The organism is Mycobacterium hainanense (assembly GCF_041890355.1).
GTDB lineage: Bacteria > Actinomycetota > Actinomycetes > Mycobacteriales > Mycobacteriaceae > Mycobacterium > Mycobacterium hainanense.
In genome coordinates this window covers 5070968-5097581 of sequence record NZ_CP169059.1, presented here as the reverse complement: position 1 = coordinate 5097581, position 26614 = coordinate 5070968, and the positions used below count along the sequence as shown (strand labels likewise).

Annotated in this window: 27 protein-coding genes; 19 read left to right on the top strand and 8 right to left on the bottom strand. The window is 67.7% G+C overall.

Annotated elements, in window-relative coordinates; translation table 11 throughout:
• Positions 1-39 precede the first annotated feature (39 nt).
• From ACEL92_RS24010 to ACEL92_RS24000, 3 genes are all read left to right on the top strand, one after another.
• On the top strand, positions 40-834 hold the full coding sequence (locus ACEL92_RS24010) for an acyl-ACP thioesterase domain-containing protein (protein ID WP_374023073.1): 795 nt from the start codon (positions 40-42) through the stop codon (positions 832-834).
• 271 nt (positions 835-1105) lie between these two features.
• Entirely contained in the window at positions 1106-2392 is a 1287-nt protein-coding gene (gene aceA, locus ACEL92_RS24005; protein WP_374023072.1) for an isocitrate lyase, read from the top strand.
• Positions 2393-2580: 188 nt separating this feature from the next.
• Positions 2581-3444: a 3-hydroxybutyryl-CoA dehydrogenase gene (locus ACEL92_RS24000; protein ID WP_374023071.1), complete on the top strand. Its 864-nt coding sequence runs from the start codon at positions 2581-2583 to the stop codon at positions 3442-3444.
• 39 nt (positions 3445-3483) lie between these two features.
• On the opposite strand, the gene pcaA is transcribed toward ACEL92_RS24000, so the two are convergent.
• Together pcaA and ACEL92_RS23990 are read right to left on the bottom strand one after the other, a co-directional pair.
• Complete coding sequence (pcaA, locus tag ACEL92_RS23995; protein WP_374023070.1) at positions 3484-4347, bottom strand: cyclopropane mycolic acid synthase PcaA; 864 nt, start codon at positions 4345-4347, stop codon at positions 3484-3486.
• Between the two features lie 189 nt (positions 4348-4536).
• On the bottom strand, positions 4537-5256 hold the full coding sequence (locus ACEL92_RS23990; protein ID WP_374023069.1) for a TetR/AcrR family transcriptional regulator: 720 nt from the start codon (positions 5254-5256) through the stop codon (positions 4537-4539).
• Positions 5257-5389: 133 nt separating this feature from the next.
• Here ACEL92_RS23990 and ACEL92_RS23985 point away from each other — a divergent pair, with 133 nt between their 5' ends.
• The 6 genes from ACEL92_RS23985 (at position 5390) to deoC (ending at position 9503) form a co-directional block, all read left to right on the top strand.
• Positions 5390-6772, top strand: a complete 1383-nt coding sequence (locus ACEL92_RS23985) for a DUF445 domain-containing protein (protein ID WP_374023068.1) — start codon at positions 5390-5392, stop codon at positions 6770-6772.
• Positions 6773-6855: 83 nt separating this feature from the next.
• Positions 6856-7278: a helix-turn-helix domain-containing protein gene (locus tag ACEL92_RS23980; protein WP_374023067.1), complete on the top strand. Its 423-nt coding sequence runs from the start codon at positions 6856-6858 to the stop codon at positions 7276-7278.
• A 146-nt stretch (positions 7279-7424) separates the two neighbouring features.
• Complete coding sequence (locus ACEL92_RS23975; RefSeq protein WP_374023066.1) at positions 7425-8030, top strand: heparin-binding hemagglutinin; 606 nt, start codon at positions 7425-7427, stop codon at positions 8028-8030.
• Between the two features lie 78 nt (positions 8031-8108).
• The gene (locus tag ACEL92_RS23970) at positions 8109-8396 is read left to right on the top strand and encodes a DUF2516 family protein (RefSeq protein WP_067282206.1); all 288 of its coding nucleotides are present in this window, start codon (positions 8109-8111) and stop codon (positions 8394-8396) included.
• A gap of 4 nt (positions 8397-8400) precedes the next feature.
• Positions 8401-8817 (top strand): DUF2599 domain-containing protein, encoded by a 417-nt coding sequence (locus ACEL92_RS23965; protein ID WP_374023065.1) that lies wholly within the window; start codon positions 8401-8403, stop codon positions 8815-8817.
• The gene (gene deoC, locus ACEL92_RS23960) at positions 8817-9503 is read left to right on the top strand and encodes a deoxyribose-phosphate aldolase (RefSeq protein WP_374023064.1); all 687 of its coding nucleotides are present in this window, start codon (positions 8817-8819) and stop codon (positions 9501-9503) included. Before ACEL92_RS23965 ends, deoC begins: the two co-directional genes overlap by 1 nt.
• A gap of 7 nt (positions 9504-9510) precedes the next feature.
• Here the strand turns inward: deoC and ACEL92_RS23955 are convergent, their stop codons facing one another.
• From ACEL92_RS23955 to ACEL92_RS23945, 3 genes are read right to left on the bottom strand one after another with little or no spacing between them, the layout of a single operon-like run.
• Positions 9511-10554 (bottom strand): DUF2993 domain-containing protein, encoded by a 1044-nt coding sequence (locus ACEL92_RS23955; protein WP_374023063.1) that lies wholly within the window; start codon positions 10552-10554, stop codon positions 9511-9513.
• Positions 10551-11381, bottom strand: coding sequence for a carbon-nitrogen hydrolase family protein (locus ACEL92_RS23950; protein ID WP_374023062.1), 831 nt, complete (start codon positions 11379-11381; stop codon positions 10551-10553). Before ACEL92_RS23950 ends, ACEL92_RS23955 begins: the two co-directional genes overlap by 4 nt.
• Before the next feature lie 26 nt (positions 11382-11407).
• Complete coding sequence (locus ACEL92_RS23945; RefSeq protein ID WP_374023061.1) at positions 11408-11932, bottom strand: DUF2505 domain-containing protein; 525 nt, start codon at positions 11930-11932, stop codon at positions 11408-11410.
• Between the two features lie 26 nt (positions 11933-11958).
• On the opposite strand from ACEL92_RS23945, the gene ACEL92_RS23940 reads away from it, so the two are divergent.
• Together ACEL92_RS23940 and ACEL92_RS23935 are read left to right on the top strand one after the other, a co-directional pair.
• The gene (locus ACEL92_RS23940; protein WP_374023060.1) at positions 11959-13065 is read left to right on the top strand and encodes a UDP-N-acetylmuramate dehydrogenase; all 1107 of its coding nucleotides are present in this window, start codon (positions 11959-11961) and stop codon (positions 13063-13065) included.
• A gap of 21 nt (positions 13066-13086) precedes the next feature.
• Positions 13087-14463: an Ig-like domain-containing protein gene (locus ACEL92_RS23935; protein ID WP_374026362.1), complete on the top strand. Its 1377-nt coding sequence runs from the start codon at positions 13087-13089 to the stop codon at positions 14461-14463.
• On the opposite strand, the gene ACEL92_RS23930 is transcribed toward ACEL92_RS23935, so the two are convergent.
• Positions 14435-15196 carry an SDR family NAD(P)-dependent oxidoreductase gene (locus ACEL92_RS23930; RefSeq protein ID WP_374023059.1) on the bottom strand — a complete coding sequence of 254 codons (762 nt, stop codon included), beginning with the start codon at positions 15194-15196 and terminating at the stop codon, positions 14435-14437. The two genes, ACEL92_RS23935 and ACEL92_RS23930, sit on opposite strands and share 29 nt — an antisense overlap.
• A 242-nt stretch (positions 15197-15438) precedes the next feature.
• Between ACEL92_RS23930 and ACEL92_RS23925 the strand changes: the two genes are divergently transcribed.
• The 6 genes from ACEL92_RS23925 to regX all read left to right on the top strand — a co-directional run bounded on the left by ACEL92_RS23925 (position 15439) and on the right by regX (position 21436).
• Complete coding sequence (locus ACEL92_RS23925; RefSeq protein WP_374026361.1) at positions 15439-16689, top strand: ROK family protein; 1251 nt, start codon at positions 15439-15441, stop codon at positions 16687-16689.
• 29 nt (positions 16690-16718) lie between these two features.
• A complete protein-coding gene (gene mshA, locus ACEL92_RS23920) occupies positions 16719-18020 on the top strand; it encodes a D-inositol-3-phosphate glycosyltransferase (protein WP_374023058.1) in 1302 nt (433 codons plus the stop codon).
• Positions 18017-18526, top strand: coding sequence for a YbjN domain-containing protein (locus tag ACEL92_RS23915; protein ID WP_374023057.1), 510 nt, complete (start codon positions 18017-18019; stop codon positions 18524-18526). Before mshA ends, ACEL92_RS23915 begins: the two co-directional genes overlap by 4 nt.
• A gap of 10 nt (positions 18527-18536) precedes the next feature.
• Complete coding sequence (locus ACEL92_RS23910) at positions 18537-19286, top strand: phosphoglyceromutase (RefSeq protein WP_374023056.1); 750 nt, start codon at positions 18537-18539, stop codon at positions 19284-19286.
• Positions 19287-19437: 151 nt separating this feature from the next.
• A complete protein-coding gene (locus ACEL92_RS23905) occupies positions 19438-20658 on the top strand; it encodes a sensor histidine kinase (RefSeq protein ID WP_374023055.1) in 1221 nt (406 codons plus the stop codon).
• Positions 20659-20752: 94 nt separating this feature from the next.
• Positions 20753-21436, top strand: a complete 684-nt coding sequence (gene regX / locus ACEL92_RS23900; protein WP_007167631.1) for a two-component sensory transduction protein RegX — start codon at positions 20753-20755, stop codon at positions 21434-21436.
• Positions 21437-21458: 22 nt separating this feature from the next.
• Here the strand turns inward: regX and ACEL92_RS23895 are convergent, their stop codons facing one another.
• Positions 21459-21671 carry a ferric uptake regulation protein gene (locus ACEL92_RS23895; protein WP_374023054.1) on the bottom strand — a complete coding sequence of 71 codons (213 nt, stop codon included), beginning with the start codon at positions 21669-21671 and terminating at the stop codon, positions 21459-21461.
• 477 nt (positions 21672-22148) lie between these two features.
• On the opposite strand from ACEL92_RS23895, the gene ACEL92_RS23890 reads away from it, so the two are divergent.
• Together ACEL92_RS23890 and ACEL92_RS23885 are read left to right on the top strand one after the other, a co-directional pair.
• Positions 22149-22571 carry an MmpS family transport accessory protein gene (locus tag ACEL92_RS23890; RefSeq protein ID WP_374026360.1) on the top strand — a complete coding sequence of 141 codons (423 nt, stop codon included), beginning with the start codon at positions 22149-22151 and terminating at the stop codon, positions 22569-22571.
• Positions 22568-25507 (top strand): RND family transporter, encoded by a 2940-nt coding sequence (locus tag ACEL92_RS23885; RefSeq protein ID WP_374023053.1) that lies wholly within the window; start codon positions 22568-22570, stop codon positions 25505-25507. Before ACEL92_RS23890 ends, ACEL92_RS23885 begins: the two co-directional genes overlap by 4 nt.
• A 260-nt stretch (positions 25508-25767) precedes the next feature.
• On the opposite strand, the gene ACEL92_RS23880 is transcribed toward ACEL92_RS23885, so the two are convergent.
• Positions 25768-26562, bottom strand: coding sequence for a hypothetical protein (locus ACEL92_RS23880; RefSeq protein ID WP_374026359.1), 795 nt, complete (start codon positions 26560-26562; stop codon positions 25768-25770).
• Positions 26563-26614: the final 52 nt, after the last annotated feature.

The following is a 26614-nucleotide window of genomic DNA, read 5'->3' as shown; positions in this document are numbered from 1 at the left end:
GCCTGGGGTGCCCACGAGGAGGAAACGGGGAGTCAAGCCGTGAGCCTGGACAAAGAACTGATGCCGGTTCCCGACGGGCACCCCGATGTCTTCGACCGCGAATGGCCGCTGCGGGTGGCCGACATTGACCGCACGGGTCGGTTGCGGCTGGACGCCGCGTGCCGGCACATCCAGGACATCGGGCAGGACCAGCTGCGCGAGATGGGCTTCGAGGAGACCCACCCGCTGTGGATCGTGCGCCGCACGATGCTTGACCTGATCCGGCCGATCGAGTTTCAGGACATGCTGCGGTGCCGTCGGTGGTGTTCGGGCACGTCGAACCGGTGGTGTGAGATGAGGGTCCGGGTCGACGGGCGCAAGGGTGGACTGATCGAATCCGAGGCCTTCTGGATCAACATCAACCGGGAGACCCAGATGCCGTCGCGCATCTCCGACGACTTCCTGGCCGGCCTGCACAAGACGACCTCCATCGACCGGCTGCGCTGGAAGGGTTATCTGAAGCCGGGCAGCCGCGATGACGCCGCGGAGATCCACGAGTTCCCGGTCCGGGTCACCGATATCGACCTGTTCGACCACATGAACAACTCGGTGTATTGGAGCGTGATCGAGGACTACCTGGCCTCGCACCTGGAGCTGATGCAGCTGCCGCTGCGCATCACGATCGAGCACGAGGCGCCGGTGGCGCTGGGCGACAAGTTGGAGATCATCTCGCACGTCCACCCGCCCGGCTCGACCGATCAGTTCGGTCCCAACCTCACCGATCGCACTGTTACAACGCTCACATATGCCGTCGGTGACGAGACCAAAGCGGTCGCCGCGATCTTCTCCCGCTAACCGGACAAGCGTCCCGCTAATTTCCCGGCTGACCTGCGGATTCCGGTTACTGGCCGGTAGTTTCTGAAACGGTTCAGTTCGCGTTCATCTTCGCAACGTTTGCTAAATCTGGCCCGGTCGTTACCGAAATTGGCAAATGAAATGGGTGGAAATGCGAGGTCGGGCTGTGCCATCTTCGAATTAGCACACCAGCGAAGTTGAGCCTCTAGCTACCGCCGGTGCAGCGTTCACCAACTCAGTAGTAGTGAAGATTCGTTAAGGAGCATGCCCAATGTCTGCCGTTGGCACCCCGAAGAGCGCCGAACAGATCCAGAAGGACTGGGACACCAACCCCCGGTGGAAGGACGTCAGCCGTACCTACACCGCCCAGGACGTCGTCGCCCTGCAGGGCAGCGTGGTCGAGGAGCACACGCTGGCCCGTCGCGGCGCCGAGGTGCTGTGGGAGCAGCTGCACGACCTGGAGTGGATCAACGCGCTGGGCGCGCTGACCGGCAACATGGCCGTCCAGCAGGTCCGCGCCGGCCTGAAGGCCATCTACCTGTCGGGTTGGCAGGTCGCCGGTGACGCCAACCTGTCCGGCCACACCTACCCGGACCAGAGCCTGTACCCGGCCAACTCGGTGCCCCAGGTCATCCGCCGCATCAACAACGCGCTGCTGCGCGCCGACGAGATCGCCCGGGTCGAGGGCGACACCTCGGTGGAGAACTGGCTGGCCCCGATCGTCGCCGACGGCGAGGCCGGCTTCGGCGGTGCGCTGAACGTCTACGAGCTGCAGAAGGCGATGATCGCCGCGGGCGTCGCGGGCTCGCACTGGGAGGACCAGCTCGCGTCGGAGAAGAAGTGCGGTCACCTCGGTGGCAAGGTGCTCATCCCCACCCAGCAGCACATCCGCACGCTGACCTCGGCCCGTCTGGCGGCCGACGTGGCCGACGTGCCGACCGTGGTCATCGCCCGCACCGACGCCGAGGCGGCCACCCTGATCACCTCCGACGTCGACGAGCGCGACCAGCCGTTCATCACCGGTGAGCGGACCAAGGAAGGCTTCTACCGGGTCCGCAACGGCCTGGAGCCCTGCATCGCCCGCGCCAAGGCCTACGCGCCGTACTCCGACCTGATCTGGATGGAGACCGGCACGCCGGACCTCGAGCTGGCCGCCAAGTTCGCCGAGGGCGTCAAGGCCGAGTTCCCCGACCAGATGCTGGCCTACAACTGCTCGCCGTCGTTCAACTGGAAGAAGCACCTGGACGACTCGACCATCGCGAAGTTCCAAAAGGAGCTTGCCGCAATGGGCTTCAAGTTCCAGTTCATCACGCTGGCCGGCTTCCACGCGCTGAACTACTCGATGTTCGATCTGGCCTACGGCTACGCCCGCAACCAGATGACCGCGTACGTGGAACTGCAGGAGCGGGAGTTCGCCGCCGAGGAGCGCGGTTACACCGCGACCAAGCACCAGCGTGAGGTCGGTGCGGGTTACTTCGACCGCATCGCCACCACGGTCGACCCCACTTCGTCGACCACCGCGCTGACCGGCTCCACCGAAGAGGGTCAGTTTCACTGAGGCCGAGCGGGCCTTGACCGGCCCGTCCGTCGCCGAACGTGCATCTGTTGCGAGATTCCAACCGAATTTTCGCAGTGAGTACACGCTCGGAGCAGTGAAGATCGGCTGAAGTAGCATAGGCCCCGCCCAGCGAACCTGGGCGGGGCCTATTGCGGTGCACGACGATACGACACCCGAAAGAGATGACAGTGAGCGACGCAGCGATTCAGCGGGTAGGGGTGGTCGGGGCCGGCCAGATGGGATCCGGCATCGCCGAGGTCGCGGTCCGCGCCGGCGTCGACGTGACGGTGTTCGAGACCACCGAGGCGCTGATCACGGCCGGACGTAACCGCATCGTGAAGTCGCTGGAGCGCGGCGTCAGCGCCGGCAAGGTGACCGAGCGGGAACGCGACCGCGCGTTGAGCCAGCTCACCTTCACGACCGATCTGAAGGACCTCGCCGACCGCCAGCTGGTCATCGAGGCGATCATCGAGGACGATGCCATCAAGGCGCAGGTGTTCGCCGAGCTCGACGCCGTCGTCACCGATCCCGACGCGGTGCTGGCGTCCAACACGTCCAGCATTCCGATCATGAAGATCGCTGCGGCCACCAAGAACCCGCAGCGGGTGCTTGGCCTGCACTTCTTCAACCCGGTGCCGGTGCTGCCCCTGGTCGAGTTGGTCAGCACGCTGGTCACCGACGAGGCCGCCGCCGCGCGCACCGAGGAATTCGCCAGCGCGGTGCTGGGCAAGCAGGTGGTGCGTTGCTCGGACCGGTCGGGCTTCGTCGTCAACGCCCTGCTGGTGCCCTATCTGCTGTCGGCGATTCGCATGGTGGAGGCGGGTTTCGCCACCACCGAAGACGTCGACAAGGCGGTTGTCGCCGGGCTGTCGCACCCGATGGGACCGCTGCGGCTGTCCGACCTGGTGGGCCTGGACACCCTGAAACTGATCGCGGACAAGATGTTCGAGGAATTCAAGGAACCGCAGTATGCTCCGCCGCCGCTGTTGCTGCGCATGGTGGAGGCGGGCCGGCTCGGCAAGAAAACCGGCCAGGGTTTCTACACCTACTGACCGCGGAGCGCCCGCTGACGGCGAGGCCGCCGGGCGCCGCTACTTTTCCAGGGTGAACTGGTCGACGTCGGTGTAGCCCTGGCGGAACAGCTTCGCGCAACCGGTCAGGTACTTCATGTAGCGGTCGTAGACCTCTTGCGACTGGATGGCGATGGCCTGCTCGCGGTTCGCCTGGAGGGCGGCCGCCCACATCTCGAGGGTCCGCGCGTAGTGCAGCTGCAGCGAGTGCACCCGGGTCAGCTCGAAGCCGGCCGTGACGGCGTACTCCCCGACGGTCTGGGGGGTCGGCAGCCAGCCCCCGGGGAAGATCTCGGTGAGGATGAACTGCGAGAAGTGCACGATCTCGTGGGTCAGCCTCATGCCCCGCGCCCTGGCCTCCTTGAAGGACGGGCGAACGATGGTGTGCAGCAACATGATTCCGTCGGACGGCAGCGCCTGGTAGGCCATCTTGAAGAAGCGGCCGTAGCGCTGGCGGCCGAAGTGCTCGAAGGCACCGATGGAGACGATGCGGTCGACGGGCTCGTGGAACTTCTCCCAACCCTCCAACAGCACCCGCCGGCTGCGGGGGGTGTCCATCTCGTCGAACGTCTTCTGCACGTGCTCGGCCTGGTTCTCCGACAACGTCAGCCCCACGACGTTGACGTCGTATTTCTCGATGGCCCGGCGCATGGTCGCGCCCCAGCCGCAGCCGATGTCCAGCAGCGTCATGCCCGGTTCGAGCTTTAGCTTGCCCAGCGCCAGGTCGATCTTGGCGAGCTGCGCCTCTTCCAGGGTCATGTCGTCGCGCTCGAAGTAGGCGCAGCTGTACGTCTGGGTCGGGTCGAGGAACAGCCGGAAGAAGTCATCGGACAAGTCGTAGTGGGCTTGCACGTTTCCAAAATGCGGCGTCAGCTGCACAGACATGTCGAGAAGAGCCTTTCGTTACGTGGAGGCAGAGACGCCCTGCCGGCACGGCGCATGTGCGTCGCCCCCGAAGCACCCCCTGCATGCTAGTCGCTGCGGGCGATGCACGTCGTTCTCACTAGCGGCTCATAGCGTCACACGAGACGGGCCGAATTGACAAAATGAGATTCACCACGCGGTATCGCCGCCCTATAGCGGGGACCGATCCTGCTGCCCGCGGGGCGGAACGATCGGCGACGGATGGGGCTCTTCGCGGAACTTCTCCAGCGATCCGCCGACCTCGACGATGCCCTTCAACGCGTTCCAGCTCAGCATCGTCAGGTAGTCGATCAATTCGTCGCGGCTCATGCGCGGGAAAGACATCCAGGAGTGCGTGGCCAGCTGCACGCCGCCGACGATCAGGTAGGCCCACGGCTCGGCCCCGCCGGTATCCATCCCCGCCTGCTGCATGCGGCGGCGCATCAGCACCGCGAGCATGCGGGCGATGATCCGCTCGGAGTCGGCGATCACCTTGCTCTTGCTGGCCGAGCTGTTCGACATCACGAAGCGGTACGGCTCTGGTTCATTCGCGACCGTTTCGACGTACACCCGGATGACCTCCCGGGTCAGGTCGAAGCCGTCCAGATTGGACGTCAGCGCAGCGGCCAGATTGGGAATCAGCGTGGTCTGGGTGAACCGCATCATCACGGCGGTCGTCAGGTCGTTCTTGTCGACGAAGTAGCGATACAGCACCGTCTTGGATACGCCGATATCCGCGGCGATGTCATCCATGCTCAGGGTGCCGCCGTGCCGCCGGATCGCGTCGATCGTGCCGTCTACCAACTCGTTGCGGCGCTCCACCTTGTGTTGGTGCCAGCGCCGCTTGCGACCATCCGTCTTGGCCGCCACCGCCAACGTTCGCTCTGCCACTGTCGCCGATATCCCATTCACTAGACGCCCTCGATACTACGGCGTGCGGCCCTGTTTCGAACGTTGACCGCGCGCCCCCGCGGGCTTGTGAACAGTGCGGTCACACCAAACGCCCACGACGATGAATGATGGAGTGGTGGTACACAGGGCCTCGCCCCGAGGCGAAGCACCGGGCCCGCCCGCGGCGGGCCCGGACTCGACGTCCCCGTTGAGCGACACCGGGCGCCCGCAGCCCTCGCTCGCCGAATCCTTCGCCGGCGCCGACCCGCAGGCCGACGCCGAGCGCCGGGTGGCGCTGCGCCGGATGAAGGCGGTGGCGCTGAGCTTCCTGATCGGAGCCACCGGCCTGTTCCTCGGCTGCCGGTGGGCCCAGGCCCACGCCCACCTGGGCGCCTGGGTCGGCTATGTCGGCGCCGCTTCCGAGGCCGGGATGGTGGGGGCGCTGGCCGACTGGTTCGCGGTGACCGCGTTGTTCCGGCATCCGCTGGGCATCCCCATCCCGCACACCGCGATCATCAAGCGCAAGAAGGATCAGCTCGGCGAGGGGCTGGGGACCTTTGTGCGGGAAAACTTCCTGTCGCCCCCGGTGGTGGAGACCAAGCTGCGCGACGCCCAGGTGCCCGGACGGCTCGGCAAGTGGCTGTCGGAGGCCTCGCACGCCGAGCGGGTGGCCGGTGAGACGGCCACGGTGCTGCGGGTGCTGGTCGAGCTGCTGCGCGACGAGGACGTTCAGCAGGTGATCGACCGGATGATCGTGCGCCGCATCGCCGAGCCGCAATGGGGGCCGCCGGTGGGGCGGGTCCTGGCGTCGCTGCTGGCCGAGAACCGGCAGGAGGCGCTGATCCAGCTGCTGGCCGACCGGGCCTTCCAGTGGTCGCTGAACGCCGGCGAGGTGATCCAGCGGGTGGTCGAGCGCGACTCGCCTACGTGGTCACCGCGTTTCATCGACCACCTGGTGGGCGACCGCATCCACCGCGAGCTGATGGATTTCACCGACAAGGTGCGCCGAAATCCCGATCACGAGCTGCGCCGGTCGGCGACCCGGTTCCTGTTCGAATTCGCCGACGACCTACAACACGACGCGGACACCATCGCGCGCGCCGACGCGATCAAGGAGCAGCTGATGGCGCGCGACGAGATCGCCAACGCGGCCGCGACGGCCTGGAAGACGCTGAAACGGCTGGTGCTCGAGGGCGTGGACGACCCGTCGAGCACGCTGCGCACCCGCATCGCCGACGCGGTGGTCCGCATCGGGGAGTCCCTGCGCGACGACGCCGACCTGCGCGACAAGGTGGACAACTGGATCGTGCGCGCGGCCCAGCACCTGGTTTCGCAGTATGGGGTGGAGATCACGGCGATCATCACCGACACGGTCGAGCGCTGGGATGCCGAGGAGGCCAGCCGGCGCATCGAGCTGCACGTGGGTCGCGACCTGCAGTTCATCCGGATCAACGGGACGGTGGTCGGCTCGCTGGCGGGTCTGGTGATCTACGCGGTCGCGCAGGCACTTTTCTAGTAGTGCTAACAAGTGCTTGCAATAGCAAGCACTTGTAGTAGTCTGATGGCCGTCAGCACCGACCATCCGACCAGGAGCACGCCATGGCGCCCGAGGAGAAGCTCTCCGCGAAGGTGTCCAACGCCGCCTCCGACATGGCCTCGGACATCGGCAGCTTCATCCGCAGCCAGCGCGAACTCGCGCAGGTCTCGGTGCGTCAACTCGCCGAGAAGTCCGGGGTCAGCAACCCGTATCTGAGCCAGGTGGAACGTGGCTTGCGCAAGCCGTCCGCCGACGTGCTCAATCAAATCGCGAAGGCCTTGCGGGTGTCCGCGGAGGTCCTCTATGTGCGGGCCGGGATTTTGGAGCCGAGCGACAAGAGCCAGGTCCGCGACGCCATCATCACCGACACCGCGATCACCGAGCGCCAAAAGCAGGTTCTGCTCGACATCTACACATCGTTCACCCAGCAAAACGAAATAACCGAACCAACCGACCAGGAGTGTCCCACCGAATCCGTCGAGTGAGCGCGCCGCCTGGCCGGCACGCATCAACCACCGACGGCGTGGGATTGCCCGGGCAAGGACGACCCGGCGGCCGCCGGACAGAACGGGACCTTCGCCGTCGCTCCCATCACAAACAGTCAAGAACGCCGTTAACGAAAGGAATCATCATGGCGGACAACACCAACATCGAAGATCTGCGGGCTCCGCTGCTCGCGGCCCTCGGCGCGGCCGACCTGGCCCTGGCCACGGTCAACGAGCTGATCGCCAACCTGCGTGATCGCGCCGAAGAGACGCGCGCCGACACCCGCACCCGGGTGGAGGAGAGCCGCGCTCGCCTGACCAAGTTGCAGGAAGACCTGCCCGAGCAGCTCGGCGGGCTGCGCGAGCGCTTCACCAGCGACGAGCTCCGCAAGGCGGCCGAGGGCTACCTGGACGCGGCGACCAACCGCTACAACGAGCTGGTCGAGCGGGGCGAGGCCGCCCTGCAGCGGCTGCGCAGCCAGACGGGCCTGGACGACGCCTCCGCGCGCGCCGAGGGCTACGTGGACCAGGCCGTCGAGCTGACCCAGGAAGCGCTGGGCACCGTGGCCTCGCAGACCCGCGCGGTCGGCGAGCGGGCGGCCAAGCTGGTCGGCATCGAACTGCCCAAGAAGTCCGACGAGACGGCCAAGAAGGCCCAGAAGGCTGTCGCGAAGAAGGCTCCCGCCAAGAAGGCTCCCGCCAAGAAGGCTCCGGCCAAGAAGGCGTCGGCAAAGAAGGTCACCCAGAAGTAAGTCCGACGGTCGACTCGGAGTTGTCCCTCGGGCAGCTCCGGGTCGACGTTTCCGACGGCGCCCGCATACGCTTAAGGCGTGAGCCACCTCGTGGGAACCGTCATGTTGGTCTTGCAGATCGCCGTCTTGGTCACGGCGGTATACGCGTTCGTACACGCCGCGCTGCAGCGGCCCGACGCGTACACGGCCGCGGAAAAGCTGACCAAGCCGGTGTGGCTGGTGATCCTCGGACTGGCTGTCGCGCTGACATCCATCCTGAGTTTTGTTTTCGGGGTACTCGGGATGGCGATCGCCGCGTGCGCGGCCGGCGTCTATCTCGTCGACGTGCGGCCGAAACTTCTGGAAATCCAAGGTAAGTCGCGCTAACCGGATGAAGGCGCTGCTGACGGCGCCCGCCGTGGCGCTGGTCGCGCTGTGGGTCCCGGCGGGTACCGCGGCGGCCGGTCCGGTCACGGCCTCCCCGCCGTTCATCGACCACACCGAGTGGGGGCAGTGGCACGGCCTGAGCAGCCTGCGCGTCTTCCCGACACCCTCGGGGCGGGCGGCCGCCGCCGGGCAGCCCGGAAACGTCGCGCTCGCCGACGAGGCGTGGGGCGAGGTGTTGGCGCTCTCGCCGGACGCGGACACCCCAGGCATGCGCGCGCAGTTCATCTGTCACTGGCAGTTCGCCGAGATGGCCCAGCCCGGCAAGACCAGCTGGAACCTGGAGCCGTGGCGCCCGGTCGTCGACGACGCCGAGATGGTGGCGGCGGGATGCAATCCCGGCGGCCCTGAGGAAAGGTTCTAGTGGCAAGCAAACCCACCCGGGCACAGCTGGCGGCAACGGTCGACCACACCCTGCTCAAGCCGGAGGCCACCGAGGCGGACGTTGCCGCGCTCGTCGCCGAGGCCGCCGAATTGGGCGTCTACGCGGTGTGCGTGTCGCCGTCGATGGTCCCGGTCGCGGTGCGCGCCGGGGGCGTTCGGGTGGCGAGCGTCGCGGGTTTCCCGTCGGGCAAGCACGTTTCGGCGGTCAAGGCGCACGAGGCGCAGCGGGCCGTGGCGTCCGGCGCCGCCGAGGTGGACATGGTCATCGACATCGGCGCCGCGCTGGCCGGCGACATCGACGCGGTGCGGGCCGACATCGCGACCGTGCGGGCCGCCATGAACGAGGTCGATGCCGGGTCGGTGCTGAAGGTGATCGTCGAATCGGCGGTGCTGTTCTCGGGGACCGACGAAAGCACGCTGGTCGGGGTGTGTCGCGCGGCCGAGGACGCCGGGGCCGACTTCGTCAAGACCTCGACCGGGTTCCATCCCGCGGGCGGCGCCTCGGTGCGAGCGGTCACCGTGATGAGTCAGACCGTCGGCGGCCGGTTGGGCGTGAAGGCCAGCGGCGGCATCCGCGCCGCCGCCGACGCGCTCGCGATGCTGGACGCCGGCGCCACCCGGCTCGGACTATCGGGCACCCGGGCGGTGCTCGACGGGCTCGGCTAAACCGGCGTCACAGGTTGGCGAAGCACGGGTCGTTGTTGTTGCCGGTCGGAATGCTCGCGTTCCGCGTCGAGAAGTGGCTGGTCACACCGTCGTTGGTGACCTGCACGCTGTCCGCGTGGATGCCCAGCGGGTAGTTCTTGGTGAAGTTCGACGTGAAGTCGTCCAGCGTCGACTGCACCGATTCCTTGGGCATCGTGAAGCCGAGCGCGTTGAAGCTGACGATCTGCAGCTGCAGCCCCGTGCCAGACACCACCGGCTTGGTGGTCAGGTTGTCCAACATGCCCTTGAGCTCGATGGTCCCGTCGGCGGGGTGGGTGGTCACGGTGTTGGTGACGAAGGGGCCCAGCACCGGAATCGCGTTCTGGACCGATTCCTTGATCCCGTCGGACGTCCAGGTGATGGTCGCGTCCAGCGACCCGATGGTGCCCTTGGAGTCCTGCGTGTCCTTCAGCTGCACGTCCCTGATGTTGAGGTCGAGCTTCATGCCCTTGGCGTCGCGGATCTGATTACCGGCGGTCTGCACCGAGATGTTGGTGTAGTGCTTGGTGAGCTGCTGCCACAGCATCAACGGCGCCACCCCGAAGGACGCGGTGGCCTGGTCCTTGACCTCGCAGGCCACCGCCTGGGCGACCTTGCTGTTGGCGACGTGGCGGACGTACAGCTCCGCGCCGACGAGGCCGGCGATCACCAGGCAGACCACGATGATGCAGACCAGCACCACCGAGAGCGGGTCGCGCAGGAAGCGACGCTTCTTCTTGCCCTGCGCCGGTTCCTCGCCCGGGGTGGGCAGCTTCTCCGTCGGCCCCGCGGGCGGGGTGGGCGGAGGCGGCGGCGCGTAGTCGGGCCGGTGCATGTTCGGCGGCGGCGTCGCGATCCGTTCGGTCTGACCGGGCGGCGGACCGGCGGCCGGCGGCGGCGGCGCGGGCGCCGGACCACCGGTGTTGATCCGTTCGGTCGGCCGCTCGGTCGGGGGCTGGCCGAACGAGCCTTGGTTGCCGGGACGGCCCCACGTCGAAGGGTCCTGGTTCGGTGGTCCTTGTGGGTTCGTCACCCGACTGATTCTGCCCTATCGAGCTGAGCGAAATCTGAGTGGTTGCGCAGCACTGCGATGCTCTCGCGGGCCTTGGCGACCCGGTCGACGTCGATGTCGGCCACTACCAGCTGCGGCCCGGACCCTGCCGATGCGACGACTTCGCCGAACGGGGAGGCCACCAGGCTGCCTCCCACCCCGGTGGGCGCTCCCGACTCCGTCAGGGGGGCGCCCGGGTCGGCCTGGCCGGCCGCGGCGACGTAGCTCATCGAGTCGAGGGCGCGGGCCCGGGCCAGGAGCGTCCACTGGTCGAGCTTGCCGGGCCCCGAGCCCCAGGAGGCGCACACGGCGATCAGCTGGGCGCCGCGGCGGGCCAGCTCCGTGTACAGCGCCGGGAAGCGGATGTCGTAGCAGACGGTCAGGCCTACCCGGACGCCGGCCACGGTGATCACCACCGGCTCGCGGCCGGGCGCCACGGTGCGCGACTCGGTGAAGCCGAAGGCGTCGTAGAGGTGGATCTTGTCGTAGTGGGCGTCCGGCTCGTTGGGGCGCCCCGGACCGGCCGCGATCAGCGTGTTCTTCACCCGGCCGTCGCCGCCCGGGGTGAACATGCCGGCGACCACCGTGATGCCGCAGCCGGCCGCGATCCGCCGCACACCCGTCGCCCACGGCCCGTCGACCGGCTCCGCGACGGGCGCCAGTGGGACGCCGAACCGGCACATGGTCGCCTCCGGAAACACCACTAATTTCGCGCCCGCCTCGGCTGCCCGCGCGCTGTACTCGCGGACCAGCCCCAGGTTGGCGGCCGGATCGGTGCCGCTCAGGATTTGGGCCAACGCGATTCGCATGGGCGCCAGCTTAGGCTTCGGCGCCCTCACGCCGTTTTGGCGATCCACTCCGTGGTGAACCGTTGCTCCGCCGCCACCAGCTCGGCCAACTGGGTGCCGATGATGTTCTCCAACTTGCCGCCGATGATCGGGACGCGTACCTGGACGGTGGCCCGGAACGTCAGGCGGGCGCCGCCGGTCTCCAGGATCGGCAGCAGCGTCGCGGTGCCGGTCAGGTTGACCGGGGCGTCCAGGATCGAGCCGACGACGGTGCCCTGCGCGGTGCCGTCGGCGACCGGTCCCCATACTTCCTCGCGCCGGATCCGCAGGTCGCCGCTGTGCAGCTGGGTCACCATCCCGGGCAGCTTGTGGCTGTGGATCACCTGCACGGTGACGACCTCGACGGTGTCGTCGTCCCCGGTTTCGCCGCCGACCCGCATCGATTCCAGCGTGGCGACGTCGACACCGGATCCGGCCAGCCGTGCCCGCCAGTAGGTTTCGTCGGTGAACGCCCGATGCACCTCTTCAACGCTGCCGTCGTAGTCGGCCGACAAGTCGAATGAACGCGGCATAGCAGGTGAGGCTACCGTTACGGGCCATGAAATCCAGCGACGCCGGTCCGGCCTTCGCCGGCGCGCAGGTCGCCGAAGAGGTGTCGCTCGCGCCGCTGACGACGTTGCGGGTCGGGCCGGTCGCGCGCCGCCTGATCACCTGCACCAGCACCGAGCAGGTGGTCGCCGTGGTGGGCGAGCTGGACGCCGAAAGCCGTGCCGGACAACGCTCCCCGGTGTTGGTGTTCGCCGGCGGGTCCAACCTGGTGATCGCGGACACAGTGACCGACCTGACCGCCGTGCGGTTGGCCAACAGCGGCATCACGATCGACGACGCCGTGGTGCGCGCGGAGGCGGGCGCGGTGTGGGACGACGTCGTGGTCGCCGCCATCGAGCACGGTCTGGGTGGGCTGGAATGCCTGTCCGGGATCCCCGGTTCGGCCGGGGCCACCCCGGTGCAAAACGTCGGGGCCTACGGTGCCGAGGTCTCCGACACCATCACCCGGGTCAAGATCCTGGACCGCGCCAGCGGGGAGGTGCGCTGGGTGCCGGGCGGCGAGCTCGGCTTCGGTTACCGCACCAGCGTGTTCAAGCAGGCGGGCCCCGAAATGCCTTGGGTGGTACTGGAAGTCGAGTTCGCGCTGGACGCGTCGGGCCGCAGCGCGCCGCTGCGCTACGGCGAGCTGGCGGCCGCGCTGGGGGCGGGCGGCGGCGATCGGGTCGACCCGCGCGCGGTCCGCGAGGCGGTGCTGACGTTGCGGGGCCGCAAAGGGATGGTGCTCGACCCGGACGACCACGACACCTGGAGCGTGGGTTCGTTCTTCACCAACCCCGTGGTCGCGCCCGAGGTGTACGAGCGGCTCGCCAGCAGGTTTGGCGGTGACCGGGGCCCGGTCCCGCACTACCCGGCCCCCGACGGTGTCAAGCTGGCCGCCGGCTGGCTGGTGGAGCGCGCCGGCTTCGCCAAGGGCTATCCGGACGATCCGGCGGCTCGGTGCAGGCTGTCCACCAAGCACGCCCTCGCGCTGACCAACCGCGGTGGCGCCACCACCGAAGAGGTGATCACGCTGGCCCGCGTCATCCGCGACGGAGTTCGTGATGTGTTTGGTGTCACATTGAAACCCGAGCCGGTCCTGCTCGGCTGCAGGCTGTAGCTCCGAATCCCTCGACGCCCGATTCGTCGCGGCGGGGTTGGTGGATTTTGCCCGGTATCTTTGACTTTCGTGAGCACGTCGCGCGACCCGCAGCCGATCAACCGGCGCGTGGCATTGGCGACCCTCGGACTGGGGGTGTTCGCCCCTAGCGTCTTGGCTGCGTGCGGTGGCCCGTCGGCCAAGCAGGCCGAGAAGAAAGAGCAGCCCGCGCCGAAGCTGAAATTCTCACCGGCCGACGCCACCGAGAACGTGGTGCCGATCGCGCCGATCAGCGTCGAGATCACCGACGGCTGGTTCCAGCACGTGGCCCTGACGAATTCCGCGGGCAAGGCCGTCGCGGGCAAGTTCAACTCCGACCGCACCGTCTACAGCACCACCGAGCCGCTGGGCTACGACGCGACCTACACCTGGAGCGGCTCGGCCGTCGGGCACGACGGCAAGGCCATCCCGGTGACGGGCAAGTTCACCACGGTGACGCCCACCAAGAAGATCGGTGGGGCATTCCAGCTGGCCGACGGCCAGACCGTCGGGGTTGCGGCGCCGATCATCATCCAGTTCGACGCGCCGATCACCGATAAGGCCGCCGTCGAGAAGGCGTTGACCGTCACCACGAACCCGCCGGTCGAGGGCAGCTGGGCCTGGCTGCCCGACGAGGCGCAGGGCGCCCGCGTGCACTACCGCACCCGCGAGTACTACCCGGCGGGCACCACCGTCAACGTCGACGCCAAGCTGTACGGGCTGCCGTTCGGCGACAGCGCCTACGGCGCCGAGGACATCTCGTTGAACATCCAGATCGGCCGCCGGCAGGTGGTGAAGGCCGAGGTCTCGTCGCACCGCATTCAGGTGGTCAGGGACGAGGGCGTGATCATGGACTTCCCGTGCAGCTACGGCGAGGCCGACAAGGCGCGCAACGTCACCCGCAACGGCATCCACGTGGTCACCGAGAAGTACTCGGACTTCTACATGTCCAACCCCGCCGCCGGCTACAGCCACGTGCACGAGCGCTGGGCCGTCCGGATCTCCAACAACGGCGAGTTCATCCACGCCAACCCGGCGAGCGCGGGCGCACAGGGCAACACCAACGTCACCAACGGCTGCATCAACCTGTCGACGGGCGACGCCGAGCAATACTTCCAGTCGGCGATCTACGGCGACCCGGTGGAGGTGACGGGCAGCACCATTCAGCTGTCCTACTCCGACGGCGACATCTGGGACTGGGCCGTCGACTGGGACACCTGGGTCGCCATGTCGGCGCTGCCGCCGCCCACCGCGCGCCCGCCGTCGACGCAGATCCCGGTGACCGCGCCGGTGACGCCGTCGACCGCCCCGAGCCTGTCCGGGACGCCGACGACGACGACTACCACCTCGCCTAGCCCGGCGACTGGCCCCGGCGGTTAAAGCGGGTGGCCGACGCCTGGTCGCGCGGCTTCATCACGATCAGGTCGAGGTCCACGTGGGGCGGCCGCGAGGCCACGAAACCGATCACCTCGGCGACATCGGCGGCCACCAACGGCGTGAGGCCGGTGTACACGGCGTCCGCGCGTTGCTGATCGCCGTCGAAGCGGACCAGCGAAAACTCCGTCTCGACCGCGCCCGGCGCGATCTCGGTCAGCCGTACCGGCTTGCCCAGCAGCTCGCCGCGCAGCGTGCGGTGCAGCGCACCCTGTGCGTGTTTGGCCGCCGTGTACCCGGCGCCCCCGTCGTAAACCTCAAGTGCGGCAACCGAAGTCACCGTGACAATGAGGCCGTCGCCGGAGTCGATGAGCTTGGGCAGCAGCGCGCGGGTGACCCGCAGCGTGCCCATCACATTGGTCTCCCACATCCACCGCCAGTGCTCGAAGTCGGAATCGGCGACCGGTGCCAGGCCGCGGGCGCCTCCGGCGTTGTTGACCAGCACGTCGACCCGGCTCAACTCGTCGGCGAGCGCGGCGACCGCCGCGTCGTCTGTGACGTCAGCCACAATGGCGGTTCCGCCGAGCTCCCTCGCCAGGGCGTTGATCCGCTCCGCGCGGCGCGCGACCGCCACCACGTGAAAGCCCTGCGCAGCAAGGGTCTGGGCCGTCGCCTCGCCGATCCCGGAGCTGGCGCCCGTGACCACCGCGACCCGCTCATTCCTGACATTTCCAACCATAGAAACAACCTTAGTGAGCGTGCTAAATTTTCGAGGTGCACCTCAGCGCCCTGTCCAGCACCACCACCGCGTGTCTCTGCGCGGCGGGTGCGTGTTGTTGTCGCGCACTTTGCCGCTCCTGACTTTCAGGTGTGGCCAGTGACGGCCAACAAAGACTCGGACAAAGGACGCTCGTGCGCTCGAATACCCTCACCCAGACTCATCATTCGCCCACCCGTGCCACCTACCGGGGCCATCGGTCGGTGCGCCGCCAGATCGTGCCGCCGGCCCTGCACATCGCCGACTCGGCGGCGGCATCGGTGTTCCGGGCCGTCCGCTTGCGCGGCCCCGTCGGCCGTGACGTCATCGCCGGCGTCACCTCGCTGAGCATCGCGACGGTCAACCGCCAGGTTATCGCCCTGCTCGAGGCCGGTTTGCTGCGGGAACGCGCCGACCTGGCCGTCTCCGGCGCGATCGGTCGCCCCCGCGTGCCGGTCGAGATCAACCACGAACCGTTCGTGACGCTGGGCATCCACGTCGGGGCCCGCACCACCAGCATCGTGGCCACCGACCTGTTCGGTCGCACGCTCGACACCGTCGAGACGCCGACACCGCTGAGCCCCGCCGGGCCCGCCTTGACGACGCTGGCCGAGAGCGCCGCCCGCTACCTGCAGCGCTGGCATCGGCGGCGCCCGCTGTGGGTCGGCGTCGCGATCGGTGGCACCGTCGACAGCGCGACCGGGAACGTCGACCACCCGCGGCTCGGCTGGCGGCAGGCGCCGGTCGGCCCCGTGCTGGCCGACGCGCTGGGGCTGCCCGTGTCGGTGGCCTCGCACGTCGACGCCATGGCCGGGGCCGAGCTACTGCTCGGCATGCGGCGATTCCTGCCCAGCTCGCCCACCAGCCTGTACGTGTACGCCCGCGAGACCGTGGGCTACGCCCTGGTGATCGGCGGCCGGGTGCACTGCCCGGCCAGCGGCCCGGGCACCATCGCCGCCCTGCCCGCACACTCCGAGCTGCTCGGCGGCACCGGCCAGCTGGAATCCACCGTCAGCGACGAGGCGGTTCTGGCCGCCGCCCGCCGGCTGCGGATCCTGCCGTTCGTGCCCGCGGGCCGGCCGAACGCGTCGGCCGCCGGCATCAACGACCTGCTGCGGCTGGCCCGCGGCGGCAACGAGCAGGCCAAAGAGCTGCTGAATGAGCGGGGCCGGGTCCTCGGGCAGGCGGTGGCATTGCTGCGCGACATGCTCAACCCCGACGAACTGGTGGTCGGTGGCCAGGCCTTCACCGAGTATCCCGAGGGCATGGAGCACGTCGAGGCGGCGTTCGGCGAGCACTCGGTGCTGCCGCCCCGCGACATCCGCGTCACCGTCTTCGGGAACCGGGTGCAGGAGGCCGGCGCGGGGACCGTGTCGCTGGGCGGGCTGTATGCCGACCCGCTCGGAGCGATGCGCCGCGCGGGGGCGCTGGGCCCCCGGCTGCGCGACGTGGCCGCCGACGAGTCTTCCGCTTAACGCGAAGCCGGGTCCGGGGCGTTGGGCTCGTGGGTCGAACGTCCTGTAAAGATGAGAGAGTGCGGCACGACGACGTCTTTCGGCTGAAACCGCGCCGCGTCGCAGTGTTGGCGGTGCACACCTCGCCCTTGGCGCAGCCGGGCACCGGCGACGCCGGCGGCATGAACGTCTACGTGCTGCAGACCGCGTTGCACCTGGCGCGCCGCGGCATCGAGGTGGAGATCTTCACCCGGGCCACCGCCTCCGCAGATCCTCCCGTCGCGCGGGTGGCGCCCGGCGTGCTGGTGCGCAACGTGGCGGCCGGCCCGTTCGAGGGGTTGGACAAATACGACCTGCCCACCCAGCTGTGCGCGTTCGCCGCCGGAGTGCTGCGCGCCGAAGCCTCGCACGAGCCGGGTTACTACGACATCGTGCATTCGCACTACTGGCTGTCCGGACAGGTCGGCTGGCTGGCCCGCGACCGCTGGGCGGTGCCGCTGGTGCACACCGCGCACACGCTCGCCGCGGTCAAGAATGCGGCGCTGGCCGCGGGTGACGCGCCCGAGCCGCCGCTGCGCACGGTCGGCGAGCAGCAGGTGGTCGACGAGGCCGACCGGCTGATCGTCAACACCGACGACGAAGCCAGACAATTGATCTCGATCCACGGCGCCGACCCGGCCCGCATCGACGTGGTCCACCCCGGCGTGGATCTCGAGGTGTTCCATCCCGGTGATCGCCGCGCGGCCCGGGCCGCCCTGGGGCTGCCGCTCGACGAGGACGTGGTGGCGTTCGTCGGGCGCATCCAGCCGCTGAAGGCGCCCGACATCGTGCTGCGCGCCGCCGCGAAACTGCCCGGCGTGCGCATCGTGGTCGCCGGCGGCCCGTCGGGCAGCGGCCTGGCCTCCCCGGACGGGCTGCGGCGGCTCGCCGACGAACTCGGCATCGCCGCGCGGGTGACTTTCCTGCCCCCGCAGTCCCGCTCCGACCTGGCCACCCTGTTCCAGGCCGCCAGCCTGGTCGCGGTGCCGAGCTATTCGGAGTCGTTCGGCCTGGTCGCCGTCGAGGCCCAGGCGTGTGGCACCCCGGTGGTGGCCGCCGCGGTCGGCGGGCTTCCGGTTGCCGTGCGGAACGGGATCACCGGCACGCTGGTGGCCGGCCACGACGTCGATCGGTGGGCGGACGCGCTCGACCGGATGCTGCGCCTGCCGGCGCCGCAGGCCGACGCGATGAGCCGGGCGGCGGCCGCGCACGCGGCCACGTTCTCCTGGGAGAACACCACCGACGCGCTGCTGGCCAGCTATCGCCGCGCGATCAGCGCCTACACCACCGAGCGCCGCGGGGTCGGCGCGTGAGCCCCACGGTCGAGCGGGTGATCGAGGATGCCCTGCAGGACAGCGGTCTTGTGTACTCGAAACACGATGGCGCGCACGGCGGTCCGTCCGGATTGGTGGTGGAGCTGCCCGGCGAGCGCAAGCTCAAGACCAACACCATCCTGAGCGTCGGCGAGCACTCGGTGCGCGTCGAGGCGTTCGTGTGTCGCAAGCCCGACGAGAACCACGAAGGGGTCTACCGCTTCCTGCTCAAGCGGAACCGCCGCCTCTACGGCGTGGCCTACACGCTGGACAACGTCGGCGACATCTACCTGGTCGGCCGCATGTCGCTGGCATCGGTGGACGCCGACGAGATCGACCGGGTGCTCGGGCAGGTGCTCGAAGCGGTGGACGCGGACTTTAATACGTTGTTGGAGTTGGGATTTCGCTCGTCGATTCAGAAAGAATGGGAGTGGCGGGTGTCTCGCGGCGAGTCGCTGAAGAACCTGCAGGCGTTCGCCCATTTGATCGACGACGAGGACGAATAAGCTAGCCGGCATGGGAGATACCGGCACGTTGGTGCTGCTCCGCCACGGCGAGAGCGAATGGAACGCAAGCAACCAGTTCACCGGGTGGGTCGACGTGGACCTGACCGAGAAGGGCCGGGCCGAGGCCGTGCGCAGCGGCGAGTTGCTGGCCGAGCAGGGCCTGTTGCCCGACGTCCTCTACACGTCGCTGCTGCGCCGCGCGATCACCACGGCGCACCTGGCCCTGGACGCCGCGGACCGGTTGTGGATCCCGGTGCGGCGCAGCTGGCGGCTCAACGAGCGGCACTACGGGGCGCTGCAGGGCCTCAACAAGGCGGAGACCAAGGACCGCTACGGCGAGGAGCAGTTCATGACCTGGCGGCGCAGCTACGACACGCCGCCGCCGCCGATCGAGAAGGGCAGCCAGTTCAGCCAGGACACCGACCCCCGCTACGCCGACATCGGTGGCGGCCCGCTCACCGAATGCCTGGCCGACGTGGTCGTGCGGTTCCTGCCGTACTTCACCGACGTCATCGTCCCGGACCTGCGCAGTGGCAAGACGGTGCTGATCGTCGCGCACGGCAACTCGCTGCGGGCCCTGGTCAAGTACCTCGACCAGATGTCCGACGAGGACGTCGTCGGGCTCAACATTCCGACCGGGATCCCGCTGCGCTACGACCTGGGCGCCGACCTGCGGCCGGTGGTTCCGGGCGGCACCTACCTGGACCCGGAGGCCGCCGCGGCGGGCGCCGCGGCGGTTGCCAGCCAGGGGCGCCGGTAAAACCGGCGCTGGCCCAAAACGAGTCTCAAAGACCTGTTTGCCGAACATCGCGTGAACGGGAGCGGAACACCTGAAGCGGAAAGTGTGACTTGTCCGATTTTGGCCTCGTTCCGCTAGGGCAGCGTTTCCGAAGATTTGTAGGATTTGCTATGTGACTGTGTTCTCGGCGCTGTTGCTGGCCGGGGTCTTGTCCGTGCTGGGGCTGGCCGTAGGGGTAGCAGCCGGGACCCGGCTGTCGCCGAAAGCCGCTCACCGCAGGCAGCGGGTGAGCACCGAGTGGACCGGGATCACGGTCGCGCAGATGCTGCAACGCATCGTCGCGCTGATGCCGCTGGGGGTGGCGGTGGTCGACTCCCACCGCGACGTCGTCTACCTCAACGATCGCGCCAGGGAACTGGGCCTGGTGCGCGACCGCCAGCTCGACGACCAGGCGTGGGAGGCGGCACAGCAGGCGCTCGGCGGCGTCGACATCGAATTCGACCTGCGGCCGGCCAAACGGGCGGCCGGCCGGTCCGGGCTGTCGGTGCACGGCCAGGCGCGGCTGCTCAGTGAGGAGGACCGACGGTTCGCCGTGGTGTTCGCCCACGACCAGTCCGACTACGCGCGCATGGAGGCCACCAGGCGCGACTTCGTTGCCAACGTCAGCCACGAGCTCAAAACGCCGGTGGGCGCCATGGCCCTGCTCGCCGAGGCGCTGCTGGCTTCCTCGGACGACTCCGAAACCGTCCGCCGGTTTGCCGAGCGGGTGCTCGTCGAAGCCAACCGGCTGGGGGACATGGTCGCCGAGCTGATCGAGCTGTCCCGGCTGCAGGGCGCCGAACGGTTGCCCAATGTGACCGAGGTCGACGTCGATACCGTTGTGTCCGAGGCGATTTCACGTCATAAAGTGGCCGCCGACAACGCTCAGATCGAGGTGCGCACCGATGCGCCCAGCGGCCTGCGGGTGTTGGGCGACGAAACGCTTCTGGTCACCGCCCTGGCCAACCTGGTCTCCAATGCGATCGCCTATTCGCCGCCCGGTTCGCCCGTCTCGATCAGCCGCCGCCGCCGCGGCGACAACATCGAGATCGCCGTCACCGACCGGGGCATCGGGATCGCGCTGGAGGATCAGGAGCGGGTCTTCGAGCGGTTCTTCCGGGGGGACAAGGCTCGCTCGCGCGCCACTGGCGGCAGCGGGCTGGGCCTGGCCATCGTCAAACATGTCGCGGCCAATCACAACGGCAGTATCGGGGTGTGGAGCAAGCCGGGGACAGGTTCCACGTTCACGCTGTCCATTCCGGCCTATAAGGACAACGACGACGAACCCGAGCAACCGCAGGGCCGCGAGGTGCGGCCCAACAGGTCACAACGAGAGGAAGAACTGAGTCGATGACCCGTGCGTACGACGATGCAAAGCGCAGCGATGTGGGGGTTCTCCCCAGCTCCGCGGGTGCCCCACCCGCTTGCGGGGGAAAGGAGTCGCGCCGATGACCAGCGTGCTGATCGTGGAGGATGAGGAGTCGCTGGCCGACCCGCTGGCATTCCTGTTGCGCAAGGAGGGCTTCGAGGCCACCGTTGTGACGGACGGACAGGCCGCGCTGGCCGAGTTCGACCGTGGCGGCGCTGACATCGTGCTGCTCGACTTGATGCTGCCCGGCATGTCGGGCACCGACGTGTGCAAGCAGCTGCGCGCTCGTTCGAGCGTGCCGGTGATCATGGTGACCGCGCGGGACAGCGAGATCGACAAGGTCGTCGGGCTGGAACTCGGCGCCGACGACTACGTGACCAAGCCGTATTCGGCGCGCGAGTTGATCGCCCGGATTCGGGCGGTGCTCCGCCGTGGCGGTGACGACGACTCCGAGATCAGCGACGGTGTGCTCGAGTCCGGACCGGTGCGCATGGACGTCGAGCGACACGTCGTCTCGGTCAACGGTGACACGATCACGTTGCCGCTCAAGGAGTTCGACCTACTCGAGTACCTGATGCGCAACAGCGGTCGGGTGCTGACCCGCGGGCAGTTGATCGATCGGGTATGGGGCGCCGACTACGTCGGCGACACCAAGACGCTCGACGTACACGTCAAGCGTCTCCGGTCCAAGATCGAAGCCGACCCGGCCAACCCGGTCCACCTGGTGACGGTGCGGGGGCTGGGCTACAAGTTGGAGGGCTAGGGCCGAGTCGTGACGGCGCGGGTTATCGCGCCGCCTTGACGGCTTCGCGATGATCCTTCTTTTTCGCATGCGTCGAGCAGCAATGCGACATATCGCAATGAAACTGGTCACTGCATTCATGTGAACAATAAATTGACGCGGCCGGAAGCCAGTCCGGGTCGGACAGGTCGCGCGGTCGGTCGTTGGGATCGAACGTGTGGCCGCAATGCACGCAGGTCCTGACCTTGGTAGCCATGTCGCCAGGGTACGCTCGGCGCCCCTCGATCGGTGCTGTTTTCCGCATTTCGCACAATGGCCACGCGCGCAATTCAACCGACAATTCCCTACTCCAGCGAATTACTTTTCGTAACTAACTCGAGGGTATGCCCGTTGTCGATTGCGCCGCGGTCCGAGACGGTCAATTCGATGAATTCGTTGGTGCGACAGGTCAGTAGCCCCTAGGTCGGAGCCCGCCGGCGAAATGACTTGCAGCGTCGGTACTTCGATGTCTGCCCCGCCAGCCTGCGTCGGCGGGTGGCCCACGCGGGATGCGACGAGCAGTGCGGCCACCGCGCCATGGGCGGCGACGCGGCCGCGGCACGACGGCACACCGCAGGAATTAAATCGGCGGCGATGGCGTTCGGGGTAGCCGTGGCTCACGCGACGAAATGCTCGAACAGATGAAGTGTCTTAGCATCAGCCCGGTGGGCAAACGTGATCAGGGGGAACGGTGTTGACGTTGCTCAGGCGGGCATGGGTCCTGCTGGTCGTGGTCGTGGCGGTGATCATCGGCGGCGTTGCGGTGGACCGCCTCAACGGCGTCTTCCCGGGACCTGGCCTGCCCAAGCCCGATCCGCGGGACGCGACCCCCCCGTATGCGCCCAAGACCGCCATCTACGAAATCCTGGGACCGCCCGGGACGACCGGCGTCGTGAACTGGATGGACGCGGACGCGCAACCGCAGAAGGCCAACTTCTCCACGTTGCCGTGGTCGAAGACGATCGTCGCCCAGATGCCCGGCATCTTCGCCTACGTCGTCGCGCAAGGTGACAGCCCCTCCATCGGCTGCCGGATCACGGTCGACGGGAAGTTGGTCGATCAACGGCAAGCCGAGACGCGCAATGCGCAGGTCTCCTGCCTGGACAAGTCCGCATGACCGACAACACCAGCGACACCGACGAAATACCCGCCGCACAACCCACCGAAGTCGAGCACAAGCCGCGTATCGCCCGCGCCGTCCGCGTCCTGGCGCTGCCGATCGTCGTCTGCTGGGTGCTGATCGCGGTCGGCGTCAACGTCTTCGTCCCACAGTTGGAGAAGGTTGCCGAGGAGATCTCCGTTCCGCTCTCGCCGTCCGACGCACCGTCGGTCACCGGGATGAAGCACATCGGCGAGAAGTTCAAGGAGTACGACTCCGACAACCTCGTCCTGGTCACCTTGGTCGGTGACAAACCGCTGGGCGAGGACGCGCACCGGTTCTACGACGACCTGGTCAAAAAGATCCAGGCCGACCACGAACACGTCGAGCACGCGCTGAACTTCTGGGGACAGCGCTTCACGTCCTCAGGTGTGGAGAGCTACGACCATAAGGCCGCCTACGTCCAGGTCAACCTCAAAGGCGATCAGGGAGGGGCGGTCGGCGACGCATCCGTTGCCGCGGTGCGCAAGATCGTCGCGGACTCCAAACCGCCCGCCGGCGTCAAGGCCTACGTCGCGGGCCAGGGAGCGCTGACCGCCGACGTGATCGTTGTCGGTGACAAGAGCCTGGCCAAGATCACCATTATCACGGTCGTCATCATCGCGATCATGCTGATGTTCGTTTACCGGTCCATCAGCACCGTGTTGCTGACCATGTTCATCCTCTTCATTGGGCTGCTGGCCGGCCGCGGCGTGGTGTCGCTGCTGGGCGAAACCGGCGTCCTGGGGTTGTCGACCTTCGCCGTAAACCTGCTGACCTCACTCGCGATCGCGGCGGGTACCGATTACGCGATTTTCATGGTGGGCCGCTACCAGGAGGGCCGTGAACGCGGTCTGGACCGGGAAGCCGCCTATTACGACACCTTCGCCGGTGTCAGCAAGGTGGTGCTGGGCTCGGGTCTGACCATTGTTGGGGCGCTGGCCTGCTTGAAGTTCACCCGGCTGCCTTACTTCAGTTCGCTGGCGTTCCCGTGCGCGATAGGTCTGCTGGTGGTGGTGGCGGCCGGGGTCACGCTGACGCCCGCTCTCATCGCAGTCGCCAGTGGCTTCGGTCTTTTGGACCCCAAGCGCAAGTTCAACTACACCCGGTGGCGCCGCCTGGCGACGGCCATCGTGCGCTGGCCGGCGCCCATCCTTGCTACCTCTGTCATTCTTGCCATCGTTGGCGCCCTTGGTCTCGCGGGCTTCACCCCCCGCTACAACGACCTCTACTACCTGCCGCATAGTGCCGCCTCGGTGCAGGCCTACGACGCGGCCGATCGGCACTTCACCCAGGCCCGTCTCAACCCGGACCTGCTGATGATCGAATCGGACCACGACCTGCGCAATCCCCGAGACATGCTGGTGCTGGACAAGGTGGCCGGTGCCATCTTCCGGGTGCCGGGCATCGAACGGGTGCAGAGCATCACCCGACCGCTCGGCCCACCGATCGAAGACGGGTCAATTCCGTTCCAGCTCAGCGTGCAAACCGCGCCGATCCGTGACAACCTCAACTACCTGAGAGACCGCGTCGGCGACATCAAGAAGATCACCGGGTTCCTCGACACCCAGATCTCCCTGCTGGAACGCCAGTACGAGGTGACTAAGCGGCTCGCGGACGCCGCGGACGACAGCTCGAAAACCACGGGTGAGACGGCGGCCATCACGGACCAAATCCGAGACCACATCGCGGATTTCGATGACTTCTGGCGACCGATCCGCAGCTACTTCTACTGGGAGAGGCACTGCTACGACATCCCGATCTGCTGGTCGCTGCGTAGCCTGTTCGATGCCTTGGACGGGTTTGATCAGCTCGCCGAGAAGTTCCACGCCCTCACCCGTGATCTCACCAACACGGCCGCGGCCACGCGCGAACTGTTGGCGATCATTCCCGAGAACATCGCCGTGTCGAAGGCGATCCGGGATACGACGCTGACCATCTACAGCTCGTTCGACAGTCTGATCGACCAGTTCGACCGGCTCACCGACACCAACGCTGTGATGGGTAAGTCGTTCAACGACGCTCGGGTGGAAAGCCTGTTTTACCTGCCGCCGGAGATCTTCCAGAACTCCGATTTCCAGTTCGGGTTGAGCCTGATGGTGTCGCCCGACGGAAAGGCCGCGCGCTTCATCATCACTCACGCCCTGGACCCGGCAACCGCGGAAGGCATCAAGTCCGTCGAGCAAGAGCGCAACGCGGCCAAGGAGGCGCTGAAGCTCACCTCGCTGGAGAACGCCGACATCTACCTCGGCGGCACCGCCGCGACATTCCACGACATCGCCACCGGCGCCTGGTACGACCTGCTGATCGCCGCGGTGGCGTCGATCGTGCTGATCTTCATCATCATGGTGATCGTCACCCGCGCCCTGGTAGCAGCAGGCGTCATCGTCGGCACGATCGTGCTGTCGTTAGGCGCGGCGTTCGGATTCTCGACATTGATCTGGCAGCACCTGGGCCACTTCCAATTGCACTGGGTGGCAACGGAATTCGCGTTGATTGTGCTACTGGCGGTGGGGTCCGACTACAACCTGATGCTGGTGTCGCGGATCGAGGAGGAAATCGGGGCCGGCCTGAACACCGGACTCATCCGCGGCGTCGGCGTGACGGGCCCGGTGGTGTCCGCGGCCGGTGTGGTGTTCGCCGTGACGATGGCCACGATGCTCTCCAGCGACCTGCGGGCGATCGGTCAGTTCGGTACGACGATCGGGCTCGGCCTGATGTTCGACACCTTCGTCGTCCGATCGCTCATCACTCCGTCGATCATGACCTTGATGGGACGCTGGTTCTGGTGGCCGAAGCGGGTACGGGTGCGTCCGGCGAGCCAGATGCTTCGGTCCGTCGGGCCCCGCCCCCTGGTTCGTGCGCTGCTCTACCAACCGCGGCACGCGGCCGGGGCATCGGATCCGCAGACGTAGCACCCCTTGGCTTTCCGACGATTGAGCGTGCGCTGAGGCCGGAGCTCATCGGCGTGTCGTCGCCCGGGACGCACGCGCAAAGCCCTGACCGCACACGCGATCACTCGAGCACGGTTTCGGCGGCCGGGAGCGCGAGCCGACCGCCTGTAACGACGCCGCGCCCGCGCCGGCCGGCGACGAGGCGAGAGCCGCCGCGGCGGTCGAGGCCTACCTGCTGGCCAGCGCGCAGCGAATGCTCTTGTCCTACAGAAAAACTGGTGCTACTCCGCGAGGCGAGTCGCCGGATGGACCGCAATGAGCCCCAGCTTGTTGCGGCGCTTGCACATCGAGGCCAGCTCCGCATAGGCCTTGGCGCCGAGCAACTCGGTGAGCTCGTCGGCCATGTTCTCCCACACCTGCTTGGCGCCGACGTGGGCACCGGGGTCGCCGGTGCAGTACCAGTGCAGGTCGGCACCGCCGGAACCCCAACCGCGGCGGTCGTATTCGGTGACCCAGGTCTTGAGGATCTCGGTGCCGTCGGGCCGGGTCACCCACTCCTGGCTGCGCCGGATCGGCAGCTGCCAGCAGACGTCGGGCTTCATGGTCAACGGCGCGACGCCGAGCTTGAGGGCCTTACTGTGCAGCGCACATCCGACGCCACCCGGGAAGCCGGGCCGGTTCAGGAAAATGCAGGCGTCCTTGTGTTTGCGCGTGCGGTACTGCGGCTGCCCGTCGTGCTCGTCGAGCTCCAGATACCCCTTGCGGCCCAATCCCTTTTCGCGGAATTGCCAGTCCTCGTCGGTCAGCTGCTGCACGGCGTCGTCGAGCCGGGCGCGGTCGTCGTCGTCGGACAGAAACGCCCCGTGCGAGCAGCAGCCGTCGTCCGGGCGGCCCGCCACCGTGCCGTGGCAGGCGGGCGTGCCGAAAACGCAGGTCCACCGCGACAGCAACCAGGTGAGGTCGGCCGCGATCAGGTGCTCGGGATTGTCCGGGTCGTAGAACTCCACCCACTCACGGGCGAAGTCCAGTTCGACCTCGTGTCCGGGCTCGGGGTAGGAATTCGCCACGGTGTCCACGTTAGTCGACACATCCGGCTCTTCGACCCGCTGACACTCGGGGCCCGGCGGA

What these genes read in the sequence shown, in the direction of transcription:
- aceA (WP_374023072.1), top strand. Translation starts at nt 1,106, where the DNA reads ATGTCTGCCGTTGGCACCCCGAAGAGCGCCGAACAGATCCAGAAGGAC.
- pcaA (WP_374023070.1), bottom strand. Translation starts at nt 4,347, where the DNA reads ATGTCTGTGCAGCTGACGCCGCATTTTGGAAACGTGCAAGCCCACTAC.
- ACEL92_RS23980 (WP_374023067.1), top strand. Translation starts at nt 6,856, where the DNA reads ATGGCGCCCGAGGAGAAGCTCTCCGCGAAGGTGTCCAACGCCGCCTCC.
- ACEL92_RS23975 (WP_374023066.1), top strand. Translation starts at nt 7,425, where the DNA reads ATGGCGGACAACACCAACATCGAAGATCTGCGGGCTCCGCTGCTCGCG.
- ACEL92_RS23965 (WP_374023065.1), top strand. Translation starts at nt 8,401, where the DNA reads ATGAAGGCGCTGCTGACGGCGCCCGCCGTGGCGCTGGTCGCGCTGTGG.
- ACEL92_RS23950 (WP_374023062.1), bottom strand. Translation starts at nt 11,381, where the DNA reads ATGCGAATCGCGTTGGCCCAAATCCTGAGCGGCACCGATCCGGCCGCC.
- ACEL92_RS23945 (WP_374023061.1), bottom strand. Translation starts at nt 11,932, where the DNA reads ATGCCGCGTTCATTCGACTTGTCGGCCGACTACGACGGCAGCGTTGAA.
- ACEL92_RS23940 (WP_374023060.1), top strand. Translation starts at nt 11,959, where the DNA reads ATGAAATCCAGCGACGCCGGTCCGGCCTTCGCCGGCGCGCAGGTCGCC.
- ACEL92_RS23930 (WP_374023059.1), bottom strand. Translation starts at nt 15,196, where the DNA reads ATGGTTGGAAATGTCAGGAATGAGCGGGTCGCGGTGGTCACGGGCGCC.
- ACEL92_RS23910 (WP_374023056.1), top strand. Translation starts at nt 18,537, where the DNA reads ATGGGAGATACCGGCACGTTGGTGCTGCTCCGCCACGGCGAGAGCGAA.
- regX (WP_007167631.1), top strand. Translation starts at nt 20,753, where the DNA reads ATGACCAGCGTGCTGATCGTGGAGGATGAGGAGTCGCTGGCCGACCCG.
- ACEL92_RS23895 (WP_374023054.1), bottom strand. Translation starts at nt 21,671, where the DNA reads ATGGCTACCAAGGTCAGGACCTGCGTGCATTGCGGCCACACGTTCGAT.
- ACEL92_RS23885 (WP_374023053.1), top strand. Translation starts at nt 22,568, where the DNA reads ATGACCGACAACACCAGCGACACCGACGAAATACCCGCCGCACAACCC.